We start from the raw sequence: 21,344 nt of genomic DNA on the forward strand, positions 1-21,344 counted from the left end.
AAAATTAATTTTCAGGCAGTGGATGGGAGGGCTGGATTTCATCGGGCTGGCCCTTGTATTCCAGTCTGGTTTTAGGCAGGCTACCCGGGTAGTTGTCCCTGATAAAAGCGATCATGTGTTCGCGGACATCACATCGCAGGTCAAATGCCTGCGAAGAGTTTCTTGCACTCATTAGAAAACGCACTTCTATGGTATGGTCCTTGTTGTCGGTTACCTGTACCACGTTTACCCGTTTATCCCATAGCGGATGCACGATAAGTACTTTAGTGAGTTCTTCTCTTAAAGGAGGGATAGGGGTGGTATAATCCAGATAAAGGAAAACTGTTCCCAACAATTGTGCCGATACACGTGTCCAGTTCTGGAAAGGCTTTTCTATAAAATAGGTAATGGGAAGGATCAGCCTGCGCTGGTCCCAGATATTTACCACCACATAGGTTAAGGTGATTTCTTCAACGCGCCCCCATTCTCCTTCTACAATCAGCACATCATCCATACGAATAGGCTGTGTAAAAGCAATCTGAAAGCCGGCAAGTAGGTTTCCTAATGATTTTTGTGCGGCAAAACCGATTATAATACCGCCTACACCAACTCCTGTCAACAGACCAGTGCCAATTTTTCGCATGCTTTCAAAACTCAGCAATACCATAGCAATAGTGATCAGGACAATGAGGGAGATCACAAATTTTCTGATAAACTGTAATTGCGTCCTGATCTTCCGCTCCTTAAGATTGTCTTCCTTGTTCAGATCATATTTATGATAAAAGAGCTGTTCAAGCACCGTAATGGTACGGATCAGGATCAGGGCGAAAGATACGGTCAGGGATATCTCCAGGACTCTGCTCAGCTGGGCACTAATAACCTTATTCATGGTCATCAGGCTCAGCGATATATTTAACAACAACAAGGGGATGAAAATTTCTGCTGGCCCGTTGAGGTATTTAATGATCAGATCTATCTGGAAGGCGGCCCAGTATCTGGAAAAGAATTTGAATATTTTAAGGATGATAAATTTCAGGATAAGGCCTATAGCGATAGCAAAAACCCCCAGTATGATATTCTGGAGGAACTGAGGAACAGGGTATCCAAAAAAAGTATCTAAATACTCCATTCAGTTTCTTTTTTACAATCAAATTCCTGGTGGTATTCAGGAATGGTCACATGTTTAAAACCATGTTCTTTGATACGTTGTGCAAATTTTTGCTGCACTTCATATTCCCCATGTACCAAAAACAGTTGTTGCACTAAGGCAGGATCCTGACAGGAAAGGAAGTGAAGCAGGTCTTCATAATCGCCATGTGCACTCATCGATTTGATAGACCTTATTTCCGCTTTTACCTGGAGATGCTCTCTAAACAGATAGATATTTTTATCGCCTGCCATCAATTTGCCTGCAAGTGAATCGGGTGAAGCATAACCAACCATTAAAATGGTATTTTTAGCATTGCCAACGGTATTACGGATGTGGTGCCTGATCCTGCCTCCTTCTGCCATGCCTGATGCGGAGATAATTACGCAGGGACGGGGATCATTATTCAGTGCCTTTGATTCTTCTACGCTTTCAATAAATTTCAGTCCTTTAAAGCTGAATACATCTTCATCTACTTTCAGCACTTCCTTTACGCCATTGTTGTAAACTTCAGGATGGTTCTTTAAAACCTGTGTTGCCTGAATAGACAAAGGGCTATCTACATAAAAAGGAATATCCGGCAGTTTATTTTTCAGTTCGAGACCGTTAAGTGCATATAACAATTCCTGTGTACGGCCTACGCTGAATGCAGGAATAACTACTTTGCCTTTTTTTGTCAGGCAGGTTTCCCTGATGATCTCCAGCAGCATATTCTCTATAGGCTCCAGGTCTTTATGCAGCGAATCGCCATAGGTAGATTCCATAATGATATAATCAGCCTGCGGGAATGTCTGAGGGCTTTTCAATAAAAGGTCTCCATACCTGCCTACGTCGCCGCTAAAAGTAAGTCTGGAAATTTCCTTTCCTTCTTTCAGTACAAGGTGTACTGCCGCACTGCCTACAATATGGCCGGCGTCGGTAAACCTTACCGTAACCTCCGGACTAATTTTATAATCCTGATTATAGTCTACGATCTTAAACTGGCTTAAGGTTTTTACGACATCTTCTTCTGTATACAGGGGATCTTCGATTTCTTCTCCATGGGCAAGGTGCCTGTTTGCATATTCGGTATCCTGGGTTTGGATCTTTGCCGAATCCATTAACAATATCCTGGTGAGGTCCATTGTTGCCGGGGTACAGTAAATGGTCCCTTTAAATCCTTCTGCTACTAAACGTGGCAATAATCCGCAGTGATCAATATGGGCGTGGGAAAGAATAACATATGTTACGGCCTTTGGGTTAAACCCAAAATAGCTGTTCAGTTTTTCTGTACTATCCCCCATACCCTGAAACAGGCCGCAGTCCAATAATATTTGTGTGTTGTTTTTTAAGGTAACCAGGTGTTTGCTACCGGTTACTGCACGCGCAGCACCATGAAAAGTGATTTTCATTCTTTATAATGAGTAAGGGAGGAAGGTATCATAATAATGCCGGCTTTCACCGGCATTATTTATAATTAAGCTCTTACTTTAGAGATTTTGTCTTTTACAGAATCAGCAGCATCTGCTAATTTGTCTTTAGAAGCATCCAGCAGATCAGAGAACCAGTCTGCTAATTTATCTTTTACGTCATCGCTTTTATCAGAAGATAAGATTAAAGCTACCGCGGCACCCAGGGCAGCTCCTGCCAGTATACCTGCAACAATTTTTGTTTCTTTTGTCATAATAACTGTCTTTTAGTGTGAGTATAACAATGCCGTTATAAAATAGTTCTTCATTTATTGGAAATTATTCAGTTTTGGGGCGGTATTTGCGTCAATGATAAAGTTATGCTGAAGAATTTATCCTATCTCAACCTGATTTTATCAGTTGTTTATTTCCTGAGCTATCTGCAGAATGCTGGTTACTGGGTAGTTTCCGGACTGCTTTCAGTCATCGTTTTTAACTGGCTCACATTGCTTAGCCTGGATCGGGAACAAATTAAATGGTTTGTCTTTCAATGGTTTTTTGGTGCGATAACGCTGTTGTTTGCTTTATATATAGGTTATAGTGCGCTTCAGCTGCTGTTGGATGCGGTTGAACACAGCTATTATCCGGGGGCTACGGTAGGGCTGGTCGCTGCTGGAATACTCTTTACGCTGCTATTACTTTTCCATCTCTTTTTGAGCAGGGCAAAAAAAGAGTAAAAAAAGATGAGTAACCATTTGATAATTACACATTTTAATCTATCTTTGCAGTCCCTAAATCTTAGGGAGAATAAATAATTGTTTAACAAATTAAATACAAGCAAGTGAATACGTTAAGTTACAAAACTGTCTCTGCCAATGCTAAAACTGTTAACAAACAGTGGGTTGTTGTTGATGCACAAGGCGAGATTTTGGGGCGCTTGTCATCGAAGATCGCAATGATCATCCGTGGTAAAAACAAGCCTGAGTACACCCCACACGTAGACTGCGGCGATAATGTGATCGTTATCAATGCAGACAAGATTAAGTTGACCGGAAATAAACTAACCGATAAAACGTATACTTCGTATACTGGATATCCAGGTGGTCAGCGTTTCATTTCTCCAAAAGAGTTATTGGCGAAACATCCTACACGTGTTATCGAGAAAGCCGTTAAAGGTATGCTCCCTAAAACAAAACTTGGTGCTAAATTATACACCAATCTTTTTGTTTATGCAGGTTCTGAGCATCCTCATTCAGCACAATCACCAACAACCATTACACTTTAATTAAAGGAAGAAAGAAATGTCAGTTACTAATACTTCAGGAAGAAGAAAAACTGCTGTTGCGCGAATCTACATGAAAGAAGGCAACGGTACCATTACTGTAAACAGTAAAGATCACAAAGTATATTTCCCAACACTACCTTTACAATACATCGTTAACCAGAGTTTTGAAGTTTCAGAACTGATCGGTCAATATGACGTAAAAGTAAACGTAGCAGGTGGCGGTATTAAAGGCCAGGCAGAAGCTGTTCGTTTAGCGATCGCTAAAGCTATTGTCGAATTAGATGCTGAGAAAAAACCAGCATTACGTGCTAAAGGGTTAATGACCCGTGATATGCGTATGGTTGAACGTAAGAAACCAGGTCGCAAGAAAGCACGTAAGAAGTTCCAATTCAGTAAACGTTAATCCTAAGAGACAAACACAATGGCAAGAACTACATATCAAGACTTATTGGATGCAGGTGTACATTTTGGTCACCTTACCCGCAAATGGAATCCCAAAATGGCCCCATATATTTTTATGGAACGCAATGGTATTCACATCATAGATTTAAACAAAACTTTAACTAAAACTGAAGAAGCTGCTTCAGCAATCAAACAGATTGTAAAATCAGGTCGTAAGATCTTATTCGTAGCAACTAAGAAACAAGCTAAAGAAATTGTTGCTGAACAAGCGAAAAAAGTAAACATGCCTTTCGTAACTGAACGTTGGTTAGGTGGTATGTTAACTAACTTCCAGACTGTACGTAAGTCCATCAAAAAGATGTCTAACATCGACAAGATGACTAAAGACGGTACTTACTCTATTCTGTCTAAGAAAGAGCGTTTGATGATTCAGCGTGAGCGTATCAAATTGGAAAGCTTATTAGGTGGTATCGCGGATTTAAACCGTTTACCAGCTGCTATCTTTTTAATTGACGTTAAAAAAGAACATATCGCTGTTAGCGAAGCGTTGAAATTAAACATTCCAACTTTTGCAATGGTAGATACTAACTCTGATCCGTCTAACATCGATTTCCCTATTCCGGCGAATGATGATGCAACTAAATCTATCTCTTTAATTACCGATGTAATCATCAAAGCAATTGAAGAAGGTTTAGATGAGCGCAAACGTGAAAAAGATGATGAAGCTGAAAAAGAAGCTGTAGCTGCTAAAACTGCTGCTGACGCTCCTGAAGCTGCTGCACCAGGCGCAAGAAGAGCTAGAAAAGAAAACGCTGAAACTGAAGAAGGAACAAGCGAAGCTTAATTAATATATTCTTGGGTTGTATGTTGTGCGTTGCGGGTTATACTTACAACAACAATATACAACCCATAATTTTTTAGATAAAAACTTAAAAAGAAAATAAAATGTCAGTACAAATTTCTGCAGCAGATGTAAACAAATTACGCCAACAAACCGGTGCCGGTATGATGGATTGCAAAAAAGCATTAATAGAGGCCAATGGCGAATTCGAAGCTGCGGTTGATTACTTACGTAAAAAAGGTGCTAAAGTTGCAGCAAGTCGTCAGGATCGTGATTCTAACGAAGGCGTTGTAATTGCAAAAGCTACCACTGATGGAAAACGCGGTGTTGTAGTTGAATTAAACTGTGAAACAGATTTCGTAGCTAAAAATGCTGAATTCATTGCCCTGGCAAATAAATTCACTGATTTAGCAGTTGAAAAAAATCCTGCTTCCCTGGAAGAATTATTATCTCTTGAAGTTGATGGTCAGAAAGTTTCTGATATCATCATCGAAAACACAGGTAAAATGGGAGAGAAATTAGGTATCTCTAAATTTGAAACTGTATCAGGTGATAAAGTTGTTCCTTATATCCACGGTAACTATCGTTTAGGTGTTTTGGTTGCTTTAAACCAGGCTGTAGACGGTGCTGCTGAAGCAGGTAGAGATGTAGCGATGCAAATTGCTGCAATGAACCCGGTAGCTTTAGATAAAGCTGACGTAGATACACACACGATCGAACGTGAAATGGAAATTGCTAAAGAGCAAATCCGTGCTGAAGGTAAACCTGAAGAAATGGTTGAAAAAATTGCTGCTGGTAAATTGAATAAATTCTACAAAGACAGCACTTTATTAAACCAGGAATTTGTTAAGGATTCTTCTAAAGATGTTCGTAAATTTTTAAATGATACTGCTAACGGTTTAACGGTTACAGCATTTAAACGTGTTCAATTAGGATCATAGTTCCTTCATGATAATTAAAAAGGTCCCTTATTTTAAGGGACTTTTTTTTGCGCTATATTTAGCAAATCCCAATGCATATGATAGCAATTACAAATTGTAAATTTTTTCGCGGTACACAACTGGATACAGGTTCTTCTATTTTGATAGCCGACGGACTGATCAGGGAATTGATCACTGGTCCGGTACCTTCAGGTTATGAAATTATTGATGCAAAAGGATGTTACGTTTCGCCCGGGTTTATCGACCTGCAGTTATACGGAAGCGGCGGAAACCTTTTCTCCGCTTACCCGGTAGCTGAAACGCTGGAGCAGATGGATGCTGATCTGATCAGTAAAGGTACAATTGGTTTCCTGGCCTGTGTAGCTACCAATACCATGGACATTGTTTATGAGGCCATTGCTGCTGCTAAAGCTTATCGTCCAAATGCCAAAGGTTTTTTAGGCCTCCATCTGGAAGGTCCTTATCTGAACCCTAAAAGATTGGGTGCCCATCCTGAAAAATACGTGCATAAGGCTACCCTCGATGAGGTGAAAAGAATAGTCGAAGAGGCAGATGGTGTAGTTAAAATGATGACCATTGCCCACGAACTGCAGGATGATGAGGTAATTAATTACCTGCTTGATCAGGGGATCGTTCTCTCCCTGGGACATAGTGATGCAAATTTCGAGCAGGCCAATCAGGCTTTCAGCGCTGGTTTTACAACCACCACGCATCTCTTTAATGCCATGCCTTCTATACACCATAGAAATCCAAACCTGCCAGCTGCTGTGTTCAATCACCCTTTGGCTATGGCAAGTATTATTGCCGATGGTTCCCATGTTGATTTTGAGATCGTCAAAATGAGCTACACGCTGATGAAGGAAAGATTGTTCCTGATCACGGATGCGGTTACTGCCTGTAATATAGGCCCCTATGAACACCGATTAGAAGGTGGTAGATATGTAACGGGTGAGGGTACGATATCAGGCTCTAACATTACTTTAAATGACGCCGTGAAGAATTGTGTACAGTTTTGCGGCATACCTCTTTATGATGCCTTAAATATGGCTTCATTGTATCCGGCACGTGTTCTCCATCTGGAGGATCGTCTGGGAGCATTGGAGGCCGGAAAGGCTGCCACTTTATTGCTGTTATCAGATGATTTGGCCCTGCAAAAGGTATTTCTGGAAGGAGTTGAACAATAGATCTTAATTAATTAAAACAAATAGTTATTTTTGGAGTCATGAAGTATAAAAGGATCCTACTAAAGTTAAGCGGAGAATCGCTGATGGGCGAAAAGCAATATGGTATTGATAATGCAGTTGTAAAACAATACGCTGAAGAAATCAAAGCTGTTCATGCCCAGGGCCTGGAAGTTGCTATTGTTATTGGCGGCGGTAATATTTTCAGAGGCCTGAGTGCAGAAAAATCAGGTATGGATCGTGCTCAGGCAGATTATATGGGAATGCTGGCCACAGTGATCAATAGTATGGCTTTGCAGGATGCACTAGAGAAAGTAGGATTAAAAACCAGATTACTTACAGCCATTAAAATGGAACAGATCTGTGAACCTTTTATTCGCAGAAGAGCAGTAAGACATTTGGAAAAGGGCCGTGTGGTTATTTTCGGTGCCGGAACCGGTAATCCTTACTTCACTACAGACTCTGCAGCAGCTTTGCGCGCTATTGAAATTAAAGCTGATGTGGTACTTAAAGGAACCCGTGTAGATGGTATCTATACTGCCGATCCTGAAAAAGACCCTAATGCAACACGTTACTCCGAAATCTCATTCAAAGAGGTATATGCAAAGGGATTAAACGTAATGGATATGACCGCTTTTACACTTTGCGAGGAGAATGAATTGCCGATTATCGTTTTTGATATGAACAAAACAGGAAACTTTATGAAAATTGCACAGGGAGAAGAAATCGGTACCCTGGTTAAAGTTTAATAAAAATATATTTTTGAAAACTAAATTATGAATGACCTCATAAAAAAACAATTACAGGATGCTCAGGCAACAATGGATAAAGCAATTATTCACTGTGAATCTGAACTGACCAAAATACGTGCAGGTAAGGCTTCAGCAGGTATGCTGGATGGAATTATGGTAGACTATTATGGCAGTGCAACAGGTTTGGGCCAGGTAGCAAGTATCAATACACCCGATGCACGAACTATATTAGTTCAGCCATGGGAAAAAAACATGCTCATTCCTATTGAGCGTGCTATTATGGAAGCAAACATCGGGATCAACCCGCAGAATGACGGTATCGTTATTCGTTTAGGTGTACCTCCGCTGACTGAAGAACGCAGAAGAGACCTGGTAAAAAAGGTTAAAGAAGAAGCAGAGCGTGGTCGTATTACGGTTCGTAATATCCGTAAGGATGCCAATGAGAAAATTAAAAAACTCAAAGGTGAAGGCGTATCTGATGATGACATCAAAGCTGGTGAGGCAGAAGTTCAGAAAATCACAGATCTTTATATTGTGAAAGTAGATAAACATGCTGAAGCAAAAGAAAAAGATGTAATGACGGTTTAACAACCAGAAATATAATGTAATCGTAATTTAAAGGGAATGTAGCTTTTGCTAGATTCCCTTTGTTTATTTTCGTGCTTTTATTATCTCCAAATGAATCTATTAGTACAGTATCTTAAGAATTATAAATGGATAGTTTGCCTTGCACTCCTGCTGGCAGCTATCAACATCGGGTTTTCCCTGCTCGATCCTTACATCACTGGTCGTATTGTCGACCGTTTTATAGAAAAGAAAAATGTCCTGAGCCATCATGAGTTTGTATTGGGTGTATTGGGTTTAGTGGGCCTCGGCGTGGGCGCTGCCATGGTATCCAGGATCGCGAAAAACTTTCAGGATTATTTTACCAGTATCGTGGTGCAGAAAGTGGGCGCACAGATGTATGCCGACGGACTTAAACATTCACTGGAATTACCTTACCAGGTTTTTGAAGATCAGCGCAGCGGTGAAACACTGGGTATTCTTCAAAAAGTAAGACTCGACAGTGAAAAATTTATCACCGCTTTTATCAGTATCCTGTTTGTAAGTCTGATCGGGATGGTTTTCGTTATCGTCTATTCTGTAGCCGTAAGTTATAAAGTAACGTTAATTTATTTTACGGCTATTCCGATTATCAGCTTTGTAAGCTGGTTCCTGAGCAGAAAAATAAAGACTATACAGCTAAAGATTGTGGCTGAAACCACAGCGCTGGCGGGTTCTACTACTGAGTCACTGAGAAACATCGAGCTGGTAAAGAGTTTAGGCCTGGCGAGTCAGGAAATAGAGCGTTTAAATAAAACAACTTACAAGATCCTGGGATTGGAATTGAGAAAGGTAAAGTATGTAAGAAGCATGGCCTTTGTACAGGGCACTACCGTTAACCTGGTACGAAGTATTATGGTTGTCGTGTTATTGATCCTCATCTTTGAAAATACGATCTCCGCAGGACAGTATTTCTCGTTTCTGTTTTATTCATTTTTCCTTTTTGGTCCTTTACAGGAACTGGGCAATGTAATCCTCTCCTGGAGGGAGGCTGAAGTTTCCCTTGGTAACTTTAAGAATATCCTGAGTACGCCGATTGACCAGAAACCATTAAATCCTAAAAAACTGAATAAAATTGAATCCCTTGAATTTTCTGATTTGAGTTTCAGGCACCTTACAGGTAAAACAAATGCCCTGAATGAGATCAGTTTTAAGGTAAAAGATGGAGAGACCATCGCTTTTGTTGGTCCTTCAGGATCAGGAAAAACTACGCTGGTTAAGCTGTTGGTTGGTTTGTATCAGCCGGTTGTGGGGGAAGTGTTATACAATAACATCACCAGTAAGGAAATCGATCTTGATCTGTTAAGAGAGAAAATAGGTTTTGTAACACAGGATACACAACTGTTTTCTGGAACAATCCGGGAAAATCTTCAGTTTGTTCGTCCGGGGGCTACCGATGAGGAATGTCTGAATGTATTGGAACAGGCTGCCTGTCAAAGTCTGCTGTCACGTGCGGACAAAGGATTGGATACGGTGATCGGTGAAGGAGGGGTTAAAGTATCCGGAGGTGAAAAACAGAGGCTTTCTATTGCCCGCGCTTTACTTCGCAGACCAGATATCCTGGTTTTTGATGAAGCCACTTCGTCACTGGATTCATTAACAGAAGAAGAAATTACAGGTACGATCAGGGAAGTATCTGATCATACCAATCATATTACTATCCTTATTGCACACAGGTTATCTACGATACGCCATGCTGACAGGATTTATGTGCTGGAAAAAGGGCATATCATTGAGCAGGGAGAACATACAGAACTCCTTGCAGAGAAAGGCCTGTATTATGCCATGTGGCGCCAGCAGGTAGGAGAAAGATAAACCAGGAGTAATATCCGTTTAAGAAGGGGCTGTTCATTCATTATGATCAGCCCCTTTTTTGTGTATGTAAACTTTTTATCATCGCTTATTAGTTCGTATTTAAAAGGATTCAGCTGATTGGAATGTTACATTTATTATTTTTTAAATGTTAAGTTGACGATTAATGATTTTTTCCTACATTAGGCTTATAATTGAGCAATCAATTCAAAAAAATACCAAATATAAATTAGCCCAGATAATTAAAAGCTATCCTGTTACAGGATGTCAAAGCCAGGATTATACGGCGAAACCTTGAATGATGAAATTAAAGGGATTATGATCTTCAAAAAAACTCTCCTCCGGCTTAGCTGTCTGGCCGCTTTAACAGCTGGCAGTATCAACGTGCTTTTTGCACAGCAAACGACGGTTATTTTACATGCAGATCGGCCGTCTGGCACTATCAGTAAAAATATCTATGGGCATTTTGCAGAACATCTGGGCAGGTCTATTTATGACGGTTTTTTTGTTGGGGACAGTTCTTCCATTCCAAATACTGCGGGGGTAAGAAATGATATTATTGCGGCTTTAAAAAATCTTAATATTCCGAACCTCCGCTGGCCGGGCGGCTGTTTTGCCGACCGTTATCATTGGAAAGATGGTGTAGGGCCAAAAGGTCTACGCCCTACTGTAGTTAATACCATGTGGGGAGGCGTAACCGAGGACAATAGTTTTGGAACGCATGATTTCCTGAATCTGTGTAAATTGTTGGGAGCAGAGCCTTATCTGGCAGGTAATACCGGAAGCGGGACGGTACAGGAGCTGGCCGACTGGGTGCAATATGTAAATTTTGACGGCAAAAGCCCGATGTCTGATCTGCGTGTTAAAAATGGACAGGAGAAACCATGGAATGTTAAATTCTGGGGCGTAGGGAACGAGGCTTGGGGATGCGGTGGAAATATGACACCGGAGTATTACGTAGGTGAATACCGCAAGTACTCGACTTTCATGTCGGGAAATAATTTATTTAAAATTGCCTCAGGTGCCAATGTGGATGATTACCACTGGACGGAAACCCTGATGAAAGGTATTCCATTGAATATGATGAACGGCATCGCCCTGCATTCTTATTCCTTCCCCAGCTGGGAGAAGAAAGGTCCCGCAACGGGATTTACTGAGCAGAATTATTTCGAAACCATGAAAACTGCTTTGCGGATGGATGAACTGATCAGGAAACATACGGCTATTATGGATCAATACGATCCGTCTAAAAAAATTGCTTTGGTGGTTGATGAATGGGGAGGATGGTATGATGTAGAGCCGGGTACAAATCCGGGATTTTTATATCAGCAGAATACCATGCGTGATGCTATGATTGCAGGTTCCACACTGAATATTTTTAATAACCACAGTGATCGTGTGAAGGTGGCCAACCTGGCGCAATGTGTAAATGTTTTACAGGCAGTCATATTAACCCGTAAGGAAAAGATGATCCTTACGCCTACTTATTATGTGATGGAAATGTACAAGGTGCATCAGGATGCAATTTTACTTCCTGTAGAAGTTAAAACAGATGACTATGTATTTGGTGGGGAGAAACTACCTTCCGTTTCTGTATCGGCTTCTAAAGATGCCAAAGGAGTAATACACGTATCGGTTGTGAATATCAACAGCAGTAAAAGTGAGGAAATAGAAATTGATATTACCGGGCGGCAGTATAAATCAGTAAAAGGCAGAATACTGACTTCGGCTAAAATAGATGATCACAATACATTTGAAAAACCTGATCTGATTAAACCAGCTATTTTTAAAGGAGCAGCCCTGAAAGACGGAAAACTGAAAGTAAAACTTCCTCCGTTTTCATTGGCCACGCTGGATTTAAACTAATTGATCAATTTTTTAAGAGACAGCATGAATAAACAACGGATATCATCTTTCCTATTCCTACCAGTTCCCGGAAAAGATCGCTTACGCCATGAGCCGTAAGGTGACAGGCCCCTGGGTTTTTAAAGGGATCCTGAATGAAATAGCAGGAAATTCCAATACCAATCACCAGGCGATCATCGATTTTAAAGGGAAGTCCTACTTCATTTATCATAACGGGTCTATCCCAACAAACGGGGGAAGCTTCAGAAGGTCTGTCTGTATAGACCGGCTGAATTATAACACAGATGGCACCATGCAGCGCATAAGAATGACCACAGAAGGATTAAAAGCTTTGAACTAAGCTGATATAAAATCAATACAGATGAACTTTAAACCAATTGTTATTACAGCTTTAGCCGTATTCAGTTTACTGAATGTAAGGGCACAAAAAAAGATAATCACTGTTAATCCCAGCCAGATCACTGCACAGGTGCAGCCTGAAATGTGGGGCGTGTTTTTTGAAGACATCAACATGGGTGCAGATGGCGGTATCTATGCAGAGTTAATTAAAAACAGGTCTTTTGAGTTTGCTGCTCCGCTGATGGGCTGGACTACCCAGGGCACTCAATTAAAAGAAGGCGACCTGCTGATTTTAAACAGGCAGGAAAAGGATGTCAATAACCCCCGTTTTCTGCGTGTAAAATCTACGGCAGTGAACAAGGGAGATCTAAGTATAACAAACGAAGGTTTTAAGGGAATAGGTGTTAAAAAGGGCTTGTCTTATGATTTCTCTGTTTTCTACAGGCAGACTTCTCCGGGAGTAAAATTGCATGCGGAACTGATAGACAGTACCGGTAAAGTATTGGGAAGCGGCGTGCTGAACCCAGAAGGAAGTGATAACCAGTGGAAGCGCCAGTCGGTAAGCTTCATTGCAAATGAAACTGTAGAGAAAGCCAGCTTTAACCTTTGGTTTGAAGGTACAGGACAGATTGATCTGGATATGATCTCCCTGTTTCCCGGAGATACCTGGAAACACAGAAAAGGTGGTCTTCGTGGCGATATGGTTCAAATGCTGGCAGATATGAGACCTGGATTTATCCGTTTTCCCGGTGGATGTATTGTTGAAGGCCGCGATTTATCTACCCGTTACCAATGGAAAAAAACCATAGGGCCGGTAGAAGACCGCAAGCTGATCATCAACCGCTGGAATACTGAATTTAAACACCGCCCTGCGCCAGATTATTACCAAACTTTTGGTTTAGGCTTTTACGAATACTTCCAGTTGTCTGAGGATATAGGCGCAGAGCCTTTGCCTATTCTAAACTGCGGAATGGCCTGTCAGTTTAACACTGCAGAACTAGTTCCGCTGGATGAACTGGAGCCTTATATACAGGATGCGCTCGACCTGATAGAGTTTGCCAATGGGAACATAACTACACCATTTGGTAAGATCAGGGCTGATATGGGGCATCCTGCACCTTTCCATTTAAAGATGATGGGTATAGGTAATGAAAACTGGGGCCCGCAATATTTAGAGCGCCTGGCTTTATTTACAAAAGCTTTGAAAAGCAGGTATCCTGAAATTAAGCTGGTGAACAGTTCAGGGACAGATCCGAATGGCGAGCGCTTTGATCTGCTCAATACCTCCCTGCGGAAAATGAAAGCAGACATCATTGATGAACATTATTACCGTTCACCGGAATGGTTTCTGAAAAATGCAAACCGTTATGACAATTATGATAAAAATGGCTCCAAAGTATTTGCCGGAGAATATGCAGCCCAAAGTGTAGGTATCGCACTTCCAACAAACAGGAATGCCTGGCAATGCGGAATGGCAGAAGCTGCTTTTATGACCGGGCTGGAAAGAAATGCTGATGTGGTACATATGGCTTCTTACGCTCCTCTGTTTGCACAGATAGATGGCTGGCAATGGACACCAGATATGATCTGGGTAGACAATCTGAAAGTATATGGTACCCCTAATTATTATGTGCAGAAATTATATTCTTTGAATAAAGGAACTGATGTAGTGAGCATTCTGGAAGACGGAAAGTTAATAGAAGGACAGGATAGCATCTATGCTTCTGCAGTGATAGAACGGAAAACCAATGAACTGATTGTTAAAGTGATTAATACTTCCTCATCTCCTGTAACCAGGGATATCAAAGTAGATGGCAAAAAACTCGCTTCAAAAGGTAAATTGACGTTGATGCAAAATGCAAACCTGAATGCGGTAAACTCATTCAGCAATGCTATTAACCTTAGCCCTAAGGAACAAACTCTAGCCGTTAAGAACAATGGAGTTGCCCTTAGTTTACAGCCTTATTCGTTCAATATTGTACGTATACCAATGAAATAATTATGAAAACTATCACCGCCCTGTTATTTGTATGTTTTAGGAATTCAATTGGATAAATGGCTGGCCGGCGGTAAAATTATAAATTTAGTTAACCGGTTTCGCATTAATTTCATCCAGCGTCAGGCCCAAAAGGCTTTTGGTTTTGGTGTAAGTGATACCAGCAACTACAATGGTCATACAACCGCCAAATACTACTGCAGGAACAGTTCTCATCAATCTTGCCGTTAAGCCCGACTCAAACGCGCCAATCTCATTGGAAGAGCCAATAAACATGCTGTTTACTGCAGATACCCTGCCCCGCATTTGATCGGGGGTAAGCAGTTGCATTATGGTAGACCTGATCAATACACTTACACTATCAAATGCACCTTCCAAAAACAGGAATACCAGGGTCAGATAGAAATTTTTTGATAATCCATAACAGATGATACTGGTAGCAAAACCAACTACGGCGATCAGCAGGTTTCTCCATGGTCTGTTCATTGGAGAGATTCTGGCCATAGCCAGCATGGTTAAAACAGATCCAGCCGATGATGCAGCGCGCATCAGGCCTAATCCTTCAGATCCTACTTTTAAAATATCATTGGCAAATACCGGTAATAAGGCCACGGCACCGCCAAAAAATACAGAGAAGAGGTCTAAACTCATTGCACCCAGCATAATTTTATTTTTAAAGACAAACTGAACACCTTCATTGAGGCTTTTCATAATGCTCTCTTTAGGGATATAAGTTGCGGGGTGTTTTTTCAGGAAGAAGATACAAACTAAAGCAATGGCGATGAACAGCAGGATAACCACATAAGTAGCGGTAATACCAAAGAAACCATAAATTAATCCACCTGCCGCCGGCCCGACAATAGAGGCGGTCATATAGGTAGAGCTGTTCCAGGTGGTGGAATTGGGATACAATTCCTTAGGAATAATTTGCGCCATCAGGGAAAAAGTAGCGGGATTAAAAAATCCGCGGGCAATTCCGATAAAGAAAACACAGATATACATGATCGGAATGATATAGCCGACCGGAATATAGGGGCTCATTTTTGCTGATGTGGCGATCAGCATAATAAACGAACTCAGGAAAACACAGCAGAAGATTTTTAAGAGCAGTCCTCTTTTTTCCGATTTATCGGCTATATATCCACCATAAAGGGCAATACCTATAGCTGGGATCGCTTCGCAAAGCCCTATTAATCCTAGTGAAAGTGGGTCTTTTGTTAAATGATAAATATGGAAACCGATAATTACGGCCTGCATTTGATAAGCGAAGGTGAAGAAGAAACGCATACCAAGGTATGATCTGAATTCCCTGAAACGCAGGGCCGCATATGGATCTTTTTTTTCTACGATTTTGGGGCTGTCCAAGGGCGAATGATTTGCAGTAAAGGTAAGGTTTAACTGTTAGAGCTAAGGCTTTTTAGTATAAAAATAATGCTACATGATTTCGTTATAGAAATCCTCATAAGCGGTTTTCATGTCCGGTGCCTGATTGATTGCAGACGAAGCAGCAATACCAAATATGCCTGTTTCCATCAGTTTTGCTACATCTTCCAGTTTTACCCCGCCAACTGCCAGTACCGGCAGGTCAATTCCTTTTTCTTTTAATATAGAGATGATAGTCTCATAACCGGACAATCCTAGTAAAGGTGAATTATTAGGTTTGGTAGTGGTAATACTAAAAGGGCCACAGCCTGCATAGTCAGCTCCTTCAGCAGCCAGTCTGATCAAACCTTCAACCGTGTTAGAAGAACCACCAATGGTGATGTCTTCTCCGAGTTGCTCTCTGAGGGCAACAAAGTCGGCATCCATATCTTCAATATGAAAACCCTGTATATCTGCTTTTCTGTTCAGGTGGATGTGGTTGGTTACGATAAGGGTAGCTCCCCAATCGTCACAGATTTCCGCAATTGCATGAATATCTTTCAAAAGGGATTCATCATCTTTGGTTAAACAGCGGTATTGAACCCATTTTGCTCCTGCTTCGCAGGCAATTTGTGCCTGTTCGATGTGAGTATGCTGAGCGATATCGTGTGTAATAAAGTGTAGCTTTTCGATGAATTTTTTCATTAGAATATATCTGTTTTATCAGTAGTATTTATAGTTTGTTATTGCCTTCTGGCTGCCTCCGGCGATTTAATAGTTATGAAGCTATCATAAGCTTATTCATTGCGGTTTGTAAGCTGACTGCTTATGATAATTTCATTGTATAATTTCACATAATGAACCTGGCATAGTATTTTAAAAACTATAACAGGTTCATCGGGTAAAGATAGATGTTAGAATTTAACATTCAGTGACAGCAGGAAGTTAGTTCCTGCCTGCGGAAAGTAAAAATTCTCGTCTGTACGGCTGCCACCGCTTTGATATCCGTAAGTATAACCGTTGCTTTCATATTTTTTGTTCAAAATATTATTGGCTAGTAAACCAATATTCATATTCTTCACGCCTTTGAAACTAAAGTCATATCCCAAACGTGCATTCTCAACAACATATCCGTTCAGCTTTCTGCTCTCACTTTGTGTATTGTCCATGTATTGCTTGCTCACATATTTGCTCTGCAGGGCGATAGCAAATCCCTTTGCTGGTTTATACACTACTTCGCCAAATACTACTGCATCAGGAGAAAAAGAGATGTCAGGATTTTTATAATTGTTTTCAATCACCGTGTTATTGTCATAGTTGGAAAGGTATTCCGTGAAGTTCTCTATTTTGTTTCTGCTGAAAGCGGCATTACCATTCAACTGGAAAAACCTGCTTAACGTATAAGAGCCGTCAAATTCTACGCCTATTCTTGAACTTTTTGGAACATTCTGACGAATACTGGCCCCTACATCACTCAGTTTACCGGTAATCACCAGCTGATCTTTGTAGAACATGCCATACACATTTAAGCCGGCACTGAAACCTGTGCCTTTGATACGGTATCCTGCTTCGGCATCGTATAAACGCTCTGGCTTAGGCAGCGTACCCGGATTTGCATCTACATAATCGTCGCGGTCGCCTTCTTTATTGGCAATGCTGAAAGAAGAATAAAAATTACTTCCCGGGTTGATGGTATAAGTTGCGCCTAATTTAGGATTAAAGAAATTCTTTTTATCGTGGATATTGAAAGGCAGCAGGTCATTGTCATCCCCTGTAATATCATATTTGATTGCCCTGTATTGCATATCAGCGAAAATAGTCAGCTTTTCTACAGGCGTATAAGTAGCTTTTGCAAAAATGTTAAAGTCATTTTTATCACCGTCACCGTCATAATAATGATCGGAATTATTCAATGTAGAAGCTACCTGCTCCCAAACGATCTGTCCGTAATGTCTGCCGCGGTATTGATTATAAGCACCGCCTACAGTAAAGTTTAAATTGGAAGCAGCTTTATAATTAAAGTTATACGTAGCCCCGTAAAAATCATTGTTCAGCCAGCGCCGGCGTACCAGGTCTGTGGCTGTTACCGGTGCTCCATTTATAATCGGGTTGGGTAATCCGTAATCTGAAAAATTCTGGTCTTTCATATACTCTTCATAATACCCTCTACCGTAAGTATAATGGAGTGCCCCGTTAAAAGAGAACTTATCATTGAACTGTTTGGCATAGAGCATCTGGTAATTGTCCTGCGCATAATTATCATTCTGATCTTTATAGGTGAAAGAATTATAAGTTCTGCTGTTAGAATTTAACAGGTTAGCGGCGTCTGCTGCATCCAGACCGTTTCTTGCAATATAGGCTTCCATTCCTGGTACATCTCCGTCAAGGCGCGACTGTGGTACACCATTCCAGGACTGGTATGTTTTCTCCGTTCCGGAGAAGACCACAAAGCGCAGCAGGTCGGTTTTTCCATGATAAGCACCCGATAGGAAATAAGATTTGAGCAGGGAGGCCCCGCGGTCTACATAACCGTCGGACTGTATCCTGGATAAACGACCATCAAAACTGAATTTGTTATCAATCAGTCCTGTTCCTAATTTGATTGTATTCTTTAGCGTATTGAAAGATCCGTAAGTGTTATTCACCTCTGCATAAGGTGTCAGTTCCGGCGCAGCAGTCTGTATATTTAAACTACCGCCAAAAGCACCTGCCCCATTGGTAGATGTTCCTACACCGCGCTGGATCTGGATACTTTCAACCGAAGAAGCAAAATCGGGCATATCTACCCAAAAGGAACCCTGACTTTCAGAATCGTTTACAGGGATACCGTTTACGGTGACATTTACCCGGGTTGCATCACTTCCCCTGATACGGATTCCTGTATAACCCACACCCGCTCCTGCATCTGAAGTAACCACCACTCCCGGGGTATTATTAATGATAAAAGGAAGATCCTGACCAAAGTTGTTGGCTTCAATCTCAGATTTACTGACGTTTTTATAGGTTGTACCTGATTTTTCCGTTGCTCTGGTGGCCATCACCACTACTTCATCCGCTAAAAAAGCAGAAGGAACAAGACTAAAATCTACCGTTTGGTCACTGCTGACGTCAATAGTTTTTTCCTGTGTTTCATAACCGACGTAACTTACGCTGAGGGTATATTTGCCCGCTTTAATCGTGTTCAGCTGGAATTTTCCATGGTTATCGGTAGTAGTGCCTTTAGCTATACCTTTGATGATAATGCTGGCTCCGGGTAAAAAAGCCTGACTCGTTTTTTCGGTCACGGATCCGGAAATAGTGAATTGCGCTTTGGTTAACAAAGGCAAGAGCAATACGGCTATTGCTGAGAGTAATAATTTTTTCAACTTTTAATGTTTTTAGTAAAACCTGCTGTAAGTAGGGGTACTTACAGTTTAGTTAAACTCCATAACTCCAATCCCTCCGCCGGCATTACCCGGATCAGGTGCATATCTGCTCAGCAGGATTTAACGCTGCTCGCAGATAATGGGTATGTTCTCAGCCTGTCTTTGTGTTTTTTACAAAACAAGGCACCCCTTTTGATATCGGCAAATGTATAAATTAATTTAGGAAAATCAATTCAGCCTGCTCTTTAAGCTATTTTTGTTGCGATAGAAAGACATCTATGGCTGTGATGGCGTTATCCAGCCGATCTTCAATACCTCTGATCAATACATAATTGGCACCCAGGTTATCCAGTTCTTTATACCAGGTAGCCATGAAATGTTCACGCATATGCGGAAAATCGCGCAGCGGATCTTCTTCCCAGGGCAGGTCGATGTCAAGTAATAGGTAAAGGTCGTAAGTTCTTTCTGTTAGCGCATCCAGTACAATTTGCGGGGTTTCACCCAGCATTTCATCACTCCATATTTTTACGGTTAAAAAGGTGGTATCGCAAAAGATGAAGTCTTTTTCTGCCATGGCCAGCACAGATTCTTCCAGGGCTACCTGCCCGTGGAACATATTGGTCTCATCCTGCATGGTACAAGGACCTGTCAGTGCAGCACAATAATAACGCGCAAATTCTGCTACCCAAAGCGTTTGATAATGTTTGGCCAGGCTTTTGGTCAGTGTAGATTTACCCGTGCTTTCCGGGCCTACAATAGCGATCTTCTTTATCATTTTAGTTCTTCCACATAAATTTTCTTCCAGCCTTTATAACCTACCCAGGCGATATAAACATACAGGGCATACATAATCGATGTAGCATACAATCCTTTGGAGATATATACCGCCACATAGATGATGTCCACAAATATCCAGATCAGCCAGTTCTGCAATACTTTCCTTGCCAGCAATAATTGTGCTACCAGGCTACAGGCTGTACAAAAGCTATCTATAAAAGGAAAGGCCGCATCGGTATTTTGCCGTAGTACAAAACCCAGGATCGCTGTAAAAGCAATGATACTGACCACTGATAAAGCGATTTCCTTTTTCGTGATCATCAATACCGGTGTATCGGCCTCCGCATTGTTTTTATTTTTAGTCCAGAAATACCAGCCATAACTGCTCATGGCTAAAAAGTAGAACTGAAGGCCCATGTCAGCATACAGTTTACTTTTATAAAAAATAAAAATATAAATGATCACGCTCACCAGGGCAATAGGCCAGTTCAGGATATTGTTTTTTGCAGCCAGCCACACACATAATATTCCGGTGATTACGCCGCACCATTCCAGGGGGCTGGTCTGGGTAAAAAAAGTTGTCAAACTCTGCCTGACCGCGTCAATCAATGATACCATGCGCTAAATATAAAAAATCCGGCAGGGATGAACGTCCCTACCGGATAATAAACCAAACAAACTATTTATGAAGAATACCCTCAATGCAATAAATTGCAGAGGATGCTTTTATTTGTTTTTTGGCGCAGCGCTGAAACCTAAAGAGGTTTTAACACTTACGTCCTGATCAAGGCCGTCTCTCAGCACATATTCCATACGTACTTTAATTACATTGCCTTTTACGTATTTGTCTAGAAAACGTGAATTATCTATGTCTAGTACCAGTTCTGAGCCAATATGTTCAGAAATATCATTTCGTGACGCTACCATGACCTCGCCGCTATTTCCGGTAGAAAGGAATATTTTTACCGACTTGAACATACCCATGCTTTTGTCTCTCGGATTGGTAGAAATTAACCTTGCGGAGGCCATTCTTACTTCTTTAATATATTTATTGCCATTGATATTACCAACAGATTCATCAAAGCTTCCTGCAATACTGGAAGCGGAAGTAACTTTGTCTTTTACTACTGTGGCAGGGATGATCAGGTTAGTGGTATAAGGAAAACTGGATTTAATAATAGACTGAACAGTTCCGCATCCGCTGAATAGAATAACTGCTGCGCAAACTGTGAATAATAATTTTTTCATTTGATATGATTATAGAGAATAATGAATAATAACGTGCAAAACAAGGGTGAATTGCACGCT

At 41.1% G+C, this 21,344-nt stretch carries 21 protein-coding genes and 1 riboswitch; of the genes, 12 read left to right on the plus strand and 9 right to left on the minus strand.

The window, feature by feature from the left end:
* Positions 1-4: 4 nt before the first annotated feature.
* The 3 genes from GSQ84_RS06730 to GSQ84_RS06740 all read right to left on the minus strand — a co-directional run bounded on the left by GSQ84_RS06730 (position 5) and on the right by GSQ84_RS06740 (position 2,789).
* Positions 5-1,108 (minus strand): mechanosensitive ion channel family protein, encoded by a 1,104-nt coding sequence (locus tag GSQ84_RS06730; RefSeq protein WP_158796490.1) that lies wholly within the window; start codon positions 1,106-1,108, stop codon positions 5-7.
* Positions 1,096-2,517: an MBL fold metallo-hydrolase RNA specificity domain-containing protein gene (locus tag GSQ84_RS06735; protein WP_158796491.1), complete on the minus strand. Its 1,422-nt coding sequence runs from the start codon at positions 2,515-2,517 to the stop codon at positions 1,096-1,098. The genes GSQ84_RS06730 and GSQ84_RS06735 overlap by 13 nt, the downstream gene beginning before the upstream one ends.
* 65 nt (positions 2,518-2,582) lie before the next feature.
* Positions 2,583-2,789: a YtxH domain-containing protein gene (locus tag GSQ84_RS06740; RefSeq protein ID WP_158796492.1), complete on the minus strand. Its 207-nt coding sequence runs from the start codon at positions 2,787-2,789 to the stop codon at positions 2,583-2,585.
* 105 nt (positions 2,790-2,894) lie between these two features.
* On the opposite strand from GSQ84_RS06740, the gene GSQ84_RS06745 reads away from it, so the two are divergent.
* From GSQ84_RS06745 to GSQ84_RS06795, 12 genes are all read left to right on the plus strand, one after another.
* The gene (locus GSQ84_RS06745; protein ID WP_158796493.1) at positions 2,895-3,251 is read left to right on the plus strand and encodes a hypothetical protein; all 357 of its coding nucleotides are present in this window, start codon (positions 2,895-2,897) and stop codon (positions 3,249-3,251) included.
* A gap of 104 nt (positions 3,252-3,355) precedes the next feature.
* Positions 3,356-3,799 (plus strand): 50S ribosomal protein L13, encoded by a 444-nt coding sequence (gene rplM, locus GSQ84_RS06750; protein WP_158796494.1) that lies wholly within the window; start codon positions 3,356-3,358, stop codon positions 3,797-3,799.
* A gap of 16 nt (positions 3,800-3,815) precedes the next feature.
* Complete coding sequence (gene rpsI, locus GSQ84_RS06755; RefSeq protein ID WP_090555613.1) at positions 3,816-4,202, plus strand: 30S ribosomal protein S9; 387 nt, start codon at positions 3,816-3,818, stop codon at positions 4,200-4,202.
* Positions 4,203-4,220: 18 nt separating this feature from the next.
* On the plus strand, positions 4,221-5,045 hold the full coding sequence (rpsB, locus tag GSQ84_RS06760; RefSeq protein WP_158796495.1) for a 30S ribosomal protein S2: 825 nt from the start codon (positions 4,221-4,223) through the stop codon (positions 5,043-5,045).
* A gap of 101 nt (positions 5,046-5,146) precedes the next feature.
* The gene (tsf, locus tag GSQ84_RS06765) at positions 5,147-5,983 is read left to right on the plus strand and encodes a translation elongation factor Ts (protein ID WP_158796496.1); all 837 of its coding nucleotides are present in this window, start codon (positions 5,147-5,149) and stop codon (positions 5,981-5,983) included.
* Positions 5,984-6,060: 77 nt separating this feature from the next.
* A complete protein-coding gene (gene nagA / locus GSQ84_RS06770; RefSeq protein ID WP_158796497.1) occupies positions 6,061-7,167 on the plus strand; it encodes an N-acetylglucosamine-6-phosphate deacetylase in 1,107 nt (368 codons plus the stop codon).
* Between the two features lie 38 nt (positions 7,168-7,205).
* The gene (pyrH, locus tag GSQ84_RS06775; RefSeq protein ID WP_158796498.1) at positions 7,206-7,913 is read left to right on the plus strand and encodes a UMP kinase; all 708 of its coding nucleotides are present in this window, start codon (positions 7,206-7,208) and stop codon (positions 7,911-7,913) included.
* Between the two features lie 27 nt (positions 7,914-7,940).
* The gene (frr, locus tag GSQ84_RS06780) at positions 7,941-8,504 is read left to right on the plus strand and encodes a ribosome recycling factor (protein WP_158796499.1); all 564 of its coding nucleotides are present in this window, start codon (positions 7,941-7,943) and stop codon (positions 8,502-8,504) included.
* Positions 8,505-8,594: 90 nt separating this feature from the next.
* Positions 8,595-10,334, plus strand: a complete 1,740-nt coding sequence (locus GSQ84_RS06785) for an ABC transporter ATP-binding protein (RefSeq protein WP_158796500.1) — start codon at positions 8,595-8,597, stop codon at positions 10,332-10,334.
* A 261-nt stretch (positions 10,335-10,595) separates the two neighbouring features.
* The gene (locus GSQ84_RS06790; protein ID WP_254070796.1) at positions 10,596-12,197 is read left to right on the plus strand and encodes an alpha-N-arabinofuranosidase; all 1,602 of its coding nucleotides are present in this window, start codon (positions 10,596-10,598) and stop codon (positions 12,195-12,197) included.
* 88 nt (positions 12,198-12,285) lie between these two features.
* Entirely contained in the window at positions 12,286-12,537 is a 252-nt protein-coding gene (locus tag GSQ84_RS27800) for a hypothetical protein (protein ID WP_216848886.1), read from the plus strand.
* A gap of 21 nt (positions 12,538-12,558) precedes the next feature.
* Complete coding sequence (locus GSQ84_RS06795; protein WP_158796501.1) at positions 12,559-14,535, plus strand: alpha-L-arabinofuranosidase C-terminal domain-containing protein; 1,977 nt, start codon at positions 12,559-12,561, stop codon at positions 14,533-14,535.
* An 84-nt stretch (positions 14,536-14,619) separates the two neighbouring features.
* Here GSQ84_RS06795 and GSQ84_RS06800 read toward each other — a convergent pair whose 3' ends face one another.
* The 6 genes from GSQ84_RS06800 to GSQ84_RS06825 all read right to left on the minus strand — a co-directional run bounded on the left by GSQ84_RS06800 (position 14,620) and on the right by GSQ84_RS06825 (position 21,284).
* On the minus strand, positions 14,620-15,897 hold the full coding sequence (locus GSQ84_RS06800) for an MFS transporter (RefSeq protein WP_158796502.1): 1,278 nt from the start codon (positions 15,895-15,897) through the stop codon (positions 14,620-14,622).
* A gap of 69 nt (positions 15,898-15,966) precedes the next feature.
* Positions 15,967-16,599: a thiamine phosphate synthase gene (locus GSQ84_RS06805; protein ID WP_158796503.1), complete on the minus strand. Its 633-nt coding sequence runs from the start codon at positions 16,597-16,599 to the stop codon at positions 15,967-15,969.
* A 209-nt stretch (positions 16,600-16,808) separates the two neighbouring features.
* Positions 16,809-19,259 (minus strand): TonB-dependent receptor, encoded by a 2,451-nt coding sequence (locus GSQ84_RS06810; RefSeq protein WP_158796504.1) that lies wholly within the window; start codon positions 19,257-19,259, stop codon positions 16,809-16,811.
* A gap of 54 nt (positions 19,260-19,313) precedes the next feature.
* Positions 19,314-19,460: riboswitch (TPP riboswitch) on the minus strand.
* Positions 19,461-19,509: 49 nt separating this feature from the next.
* Positions 19,510-20,034, minus strand: a complete 525-nt coding sequence (locus GSQ84_RS06815) for an AAA family ATPase (RefSeq protein WP_158796505.1) — start codon at positions 20,032-20,034, stop codon at positions 19,510-19,512.
* Positions 20,031-20,654, minus strand: a complete 624-nt coding sequence (gene pnuC / locus GSQ84_RS06820) for a nicotinamide riboside transporter PnuC (protein WP_158796506.1) — start codon at positions 20,652-20,654, stop codon at positions 20,031-20,033. Before pnuC ends, GSQ84_RS06815 begins: the two co-directional genes overlap by 4 nt.
* Before the next feature lie 108 nt (positions 20,655-20,762).
* Positions 20,763-21,284: a hypothetical protein gene (locus tag GSQ84_RS06825; RefSeq protein ID WP_158796507.1), complete on the minus strand. Its 522-nt coding sequence runs from the start codon at positions 21,282-21,284 to the stop codon at positions 20,763-20,765.
* Positions 21,285-21,344 lie beyond the last annotated feature (60 nt).

This window comes from Pedobacter sp. L105 (assembly GCF_009765875.1).
Lineage (GTDB): Bacteria > Bacteroidota > Bacteroidia > Sphingobacteriales > Sphingobacteriaceae > Pedobacter.